A 4,927-nucleotide genomic window follows, 5' to 3' on the forward strand; every position below is an offset into this window, starting at 1 on the left:
TGACCGCCAACCGTTTACTCTCCCTACTTTTCTTTAAATGGATCGACGTATTCTCGTTTGCTCATATTATCTCGCAAACGGTCTTCTGCTTCTTGCTCTCGAATATACTTTGCAATTGTTTTTTCGTTTAATCCCACCGTACTTACGTAATATCCTTTCGCCCAAAACGTTCGGTTTCCATGATTATATTTTAAATTTGCGTGTCTATCATGGATCATCAAGGAACTTTTACCTTTTAAATATCCCATGAAATACGAAACAGACATTTTCGGTGGTATTTTGACCAGCATGTGAATATGATCTGGCATTGCATGTGCTTCCAATATTTCTACATCTTTCATTTCACATAGTTTTCTCAAAATAGCACCTATATCTTTTCTTAATTTCCCATACACTACTTTCCTTCTGTATTTGGGAATAAATACGATATGATACTTACAATTCCATCTTGTATGTGATAAACTATTGTCGCTCGACATGAGCAGGACTCCTCTCGTTAATAGAAGTTGGTTTGACGGCCATCTTCTATTATAACGATTGGAGTTTTTTTCTGATACAACTCTACAAGTTTCATTTGCACACAGGCATATCCTGTGGTTTAAAAAGATTAATAAAAGCCATATATTCGATTTAAAAAATCGTGGTATATGGCTTTTGTGATGTAGACCGAAAAGGTGTTCTTTTTTATAGTTCAGGCTTACGCTATTCAATTTAAATACTCTGCTTTGTTTTATTTCATTTTGTCCATTGCTATTCGAATTGGAGATTTATAAGGCGGATACCTCTTAGATTTACTTATTGGACAATTTACTTGTTCACTGATGTCTTTTATGAGATTCTTCATGTAATTAATTCGTCCATTAGGAAAATAGAAAACTATTTCTTCATTTGAATTTTGCGGGATTTTTGCAAGGTACATAGGAATAGTATCATCAGGATGGAGTTGTTTAAATTTTTCTGGGTTTTGTACGACCTCTAACCATTTTATATAACGCTCAATTAATAAATGTGTAACGATTTTATTTAAAATATAATTTATTCTGCTAACATTATAATTTAAGAAATCAAGCTCTTCCTCTCTACTGATAGGATTTAATACTTCTTCTAGGTGTGTCATAAATGATCCACGAATAAATGAACTAAACCGTTCTCTTATGCATTCAAAATCATATGTTTCTCGAATTTTTGTTTGATTTTCTATTTTCCAAAATGAATCTATTCCTTCACACTCCATTTTCCACCAAGTAAATGATAATGCATGGGGACAAACATCACCATTTTGTTGGGCTTTATTGAAAATCTCAACGCATTTCTTGTGGTCCTTGATAATATTACGTAATATATATCTACTTACTGCTTTATAAATAATCCTAGTTTGTTTGTAGACTTCAAAGAAGAAACTATCAATTTTATGTTTTTCGTTGAATCTAAAGCGTGAAAATTGACGTGGAAAAGCAGTTAAATAATTTTCCTTTAACAACCTATAATCATTTTTAATTTTCAAGATTCCCTTATTAGAAGAAATTTTAATAATTTTCTCACTCAGAGCAGGGTTATCATTAAAAGCTCTAATCAATAATTGGGGCATCATTGTCAAGTAATCAGTATCATTAATAACAAAGTATTTGTTGTAATTATCAAAGGGGTAAATTAAATGATATTGATGAACTTTTTCACGAGGTAAATTTAACCATGAATTTATGATTTGGTTTTGAATTCTAGGTTGTTTTTTCCATGATAAAAATATTGACCGTATATTTTCTGAATCAAGAAAATCGTAACCACAGGTGCAACGAAAAGCCTCTTTGTTGCCTTTATTAATAAGATATTCTGGCATTAATTTATCACATTTTACGCACCTAACAATTAACTCTTGTTCTGGATGAAAAGCACAGTGATCAAAAATTTTCAGTTGGTGTAGAATACTATGATATCCTTTACTTAAACAAATAGGGCAATATGACAAGTTAGAGTGAAAATAATTAATTTCAAACTTAATATTGGGAATTATATGGATTAGTTTATCTGCTAAATTGTCATGGTACTCTTTTAGATCTATTCCAATAATCTTTTGACTCAATTCCGAATCAATGCTGAAAAAATAAACTAGATTACGGTGGCGGCTGCCAGCATTTGAAATGTTTTTTAATTGCCTAACATTTTTATTGCCGATTAAGGCTAAAATAGTATTTCCGTCAATAGCATTTGCCCACATAAATTTTTCTAATATTCCCCAAGATGATTCGTAGTCTTGAATCCATTCGGTAGACCAAGTAAATTGAAAGGTCATAACTTTCAACCACCTTTATCTAAGTAATGTATATTATATTAACTTATTTGATACAATTCTGATTGGATGTACCCAGAATTATTAATTGCTTCTTCCCAATGAGTTTTTTTATAGCCGGTAAATCTAAACCATTATTTCCAAATCGTTTTAAAGCATATTCTACAGTTAATGTAACATATTGCATTGGAATTTCTACTTTCTGAGGTAATCCGAATTCTCTTCTTAAATTTACAAAAACCTGAAATTATTCTTCGGCTGAATGATGCAACCTATATCCTCTTGTAAAAGATTCAGAAAAAAAGTATTTAGTGAATGACCAGTTACTATTTGTAGGGTATTCACAATAATCGTCATATCCTGTTAAACAAATCCTTAAATTATTTAAATTTTCAATTCCCTTAAATTGATATTCATGGCTCATAAAGCGACCCACTATTTGAAATTTATCTCCACTGATAAACGCAGATCGTTGATGAACCAATTCTTTTTGTCCTACTAGAATAGTAGTTAAAGTTATGCCATAATGATCCAAATCATTATATAGATCCATTAACCAATCATAATGAATTTCTACAAGTCTTTGTGCATCATCTATAAAAAAAACAATCTTATTATTACCTGAGAAGTCAGCACGTTCTACTAGAAATCTTAATAGCCTTGTTCTCTTCATATTGGATTTTCCACTTATGATAATTGAATGTCCCACAGCATTTAATAAATCTTCAAAAAAGAAATTTTCATTGGGATTTTTGTATTTACGACAACGAATATGAAAAATTGGTGTATTTTCACCAAAGTCTTGTGGCAAACAATTAATTAAATATGAAATAGCTCTTGTTTTTCCTAATCTGGGACGACCATATATGATCGCACCCGGAGTTCTGTTTTCGACCCATTGAATGACAGTTTGATACATTCTATCGATCTCATTTGTTGAAATCAAATATTTACCCGTCTCAATGGGATGAGTTCCTTTTGGAATATAAGGTCTAATTAATATTTTATTAGATTGATTGGATTCCACTGTTTCTGACATTTTTAGGACCTCCAATTAAAAAATTATCGTTCTTTTTAAGATTCGCTTATCAGTTTGTTTATCCCCTGCTTCAGGTTCCTTATGCTTCCTAACATTAGATAGATCGGAAAGGTTTTCAAAATTTCCGTTAATAATGGTCCCTTTGTCTTCATTATACTTTGCTATTTGGTATCGTTCTTCTTTACTCTTTTGTTCTTTTTTTAGGGAAGCTAATTTGTTTCTGTTTGTTTTATTTTTTCGTGCTTCTTTTTCTAAGTAGTCTTGGTAAACTTGAATTGGATCATCATATTGAGTGAAATGTATTAACTTATTATTTTTTAGTTTATTTATAGCTTTTCTAGTTCTAAGGTCATGAGGGGTTATTCCCCATTTTCCAGTAGCACTTAAATTACCTAATTCACTACCATCATCTAGAAATGCTTTTACAATCCTTAAATCATCCGTGTTGACTAGCAGTTTAAGTGTTTTATTAACTAAATGTGGCGAACGGTTTAATACATCGTTCGTATATCTTACCCCTTCATAATTAACAAATGGTCTTCTTCCATTCTTTTCACTACCATTAACTCTTCTTGTAACTGTTAATGAAAAAAAGGCTATTTCATTACGTTTTTCTTCAGGTAACTGAAGTATTGTCATTCCTCTCGCTACTCTTTGTTCAAAAACTTCTAATGGGCTAAGATTACTATTTCCTTCATGTGGACTATCATTGTATTCAGCAATTAATACATCCGTAAGTTCTTCAAGGTGTTGTGCAGTAATTCTATATTTAATAGCATTTTCTTCTGAATTATTCCTTTTTGGGTCTTTTGGGTTACTTCCAGTTGTAGAAGGTAACCTATGAAACCCATTTTGCTCTAATGTCCGAAAAAAACGTTCGATAATAGGCCTTCTAACCGGAATTGCTACAGGTCCCAAATTAATAGAACAACCAATTAAGTCAACAAGTTTTTCTTTTACATTCTTTGCAATATTAGCTTTTGCATTGTCGTAGCAAAACTCGTCCCATAAACCAAAACTAGCTTCTGGAATTAAATTTGAAGGAAAGTTTGCTCTTTCCGAATAGTTTAATCCTTCAATAGTAAGCGATTTCCTTTTCCACGGAAAAATAGCATTCCTAATACACATTAGAACATCATGTGCAGAATATTCTTTATTTAGACAGAGATGATATCCTAGTATTGCTCTCGTAGCTACATCAACAATGGAAAGAATCCATATCCGATTCATTACTTCGATAATCTCATCACCCTCTGGGGTATTAAAAATTATTGCTATTGAAGTATCTATTCTATGACCGTCAAATTCCACTCGTTCTAGCGGTCTGATAATCATCGGATTGTTTTTGTTACCGATGCCGGTGTTTTTGGCAACCATAGCTGCTTGTTCACCATTCCTATTTGCTACTTCAACAAAATACGTTTTAGACAATGATTTTACATACCGTTCAAGGGACTTTATTGCCAATGAACTCGTGTTAAAAGGATATTCATTCATTTTAATCCCCAAAACTTTACATTCATTAATAAACTTCTTGTGTAAATTTCTTATGTTAATGAGATTGAGTCAAGTTTTTGTGGGAGTTTTTTTAGCTCCCTTTT

3 protein-coding genes and 1 pseudogene are annotated in these 4,927 nt (G+C 31.7%); all 4 read right to left on the reverse strand.

The genetic code is table 11. The features are described 5' to 3' along the window. Positions 1–23 precede the first annotated feature (23 nt). The 4 genes and pseudogenes from tnpA to ADJ83_RS23355 all read right to left on the reverse strand — a co-directional run bounded on the left by tnpA (position 24) and on the right by ADJ83_RS23355 (position 4,823). A complete protein-coding gene (tnpA, locus tag ADJ83_RS23340) occupies positions 24–479 on the reverse strand; it encodes an IS200/IS605 family transposase (RefSeq protein WP_031538471.1) in 456 nt (151 codons plus the stop codon). 251 nt (positions 480–730) lie between these two features. Then, positions 731–2,290, reverse strand: coding sequence for a hypothetical protein (locus ADJ83_RS23345; RefSeq protein ID WP_065429145.1), 1,560 nt, complete (start codon positions 2,288–2,290; stop codon positions 731–733). A 38-nt stretch (positions 2,291–2,328) separates the two neighbouring features. Beyond that, a pseudogene (locus tag ADJ83_RS23350) lies at positions 2,329–3,326 on the reverse strand (ATP-binding protein). A gap of 15 nt (positions 3,327–3,341) precedes the next feature. Further along, positions 3,342–4,823 (reverse strand): hypothetical protein, encoded by a 1,482-nt coding sequence (locus ADJ83_RS23355; protein ID WP_231512611.1) that lies wholly within the window; start codon positions 4,821–4,823, stop codon positions 3,342–3,344. Positions 4,824–4,927: the final 104 nt, after the last annotated feature.

The sequence above is a fragment of the Bacillus sp. 522_BSPC genome, from assembly GCF_001076885.1.
Taxonomy (GTDB): Bacteria; Bacillota; Bacilli; order Bacillales; family Cytobacillaceae; genus Niallia; species Niallia hominis.

What these genes read in the sequence shown, in the direction of transcription:
- tnpA (WP_031538471.1), bottom strand. Translation starts at nt 479, where the DNA reads ATGTCGAGCGACAATAGTTTATCACATACAAGATGGAATTGTAAGTAT.
- ADJ83_RS23345 (WP_065429145.1), bottom strand. Translation starts at nt 2,290, where the DNA reads ATGACCTTTCAATTTACTTGGTCTACCGAATGGATTCAAGACTACGAA.
- ADJ83_RS23355 (WP_231512611.1), bottom strand. Translation starts at nt 4,823, where the DNA reads ATGAATGAATATCCTTTTAACACGAGTTCATTGGCAATAAAGTCCCTT.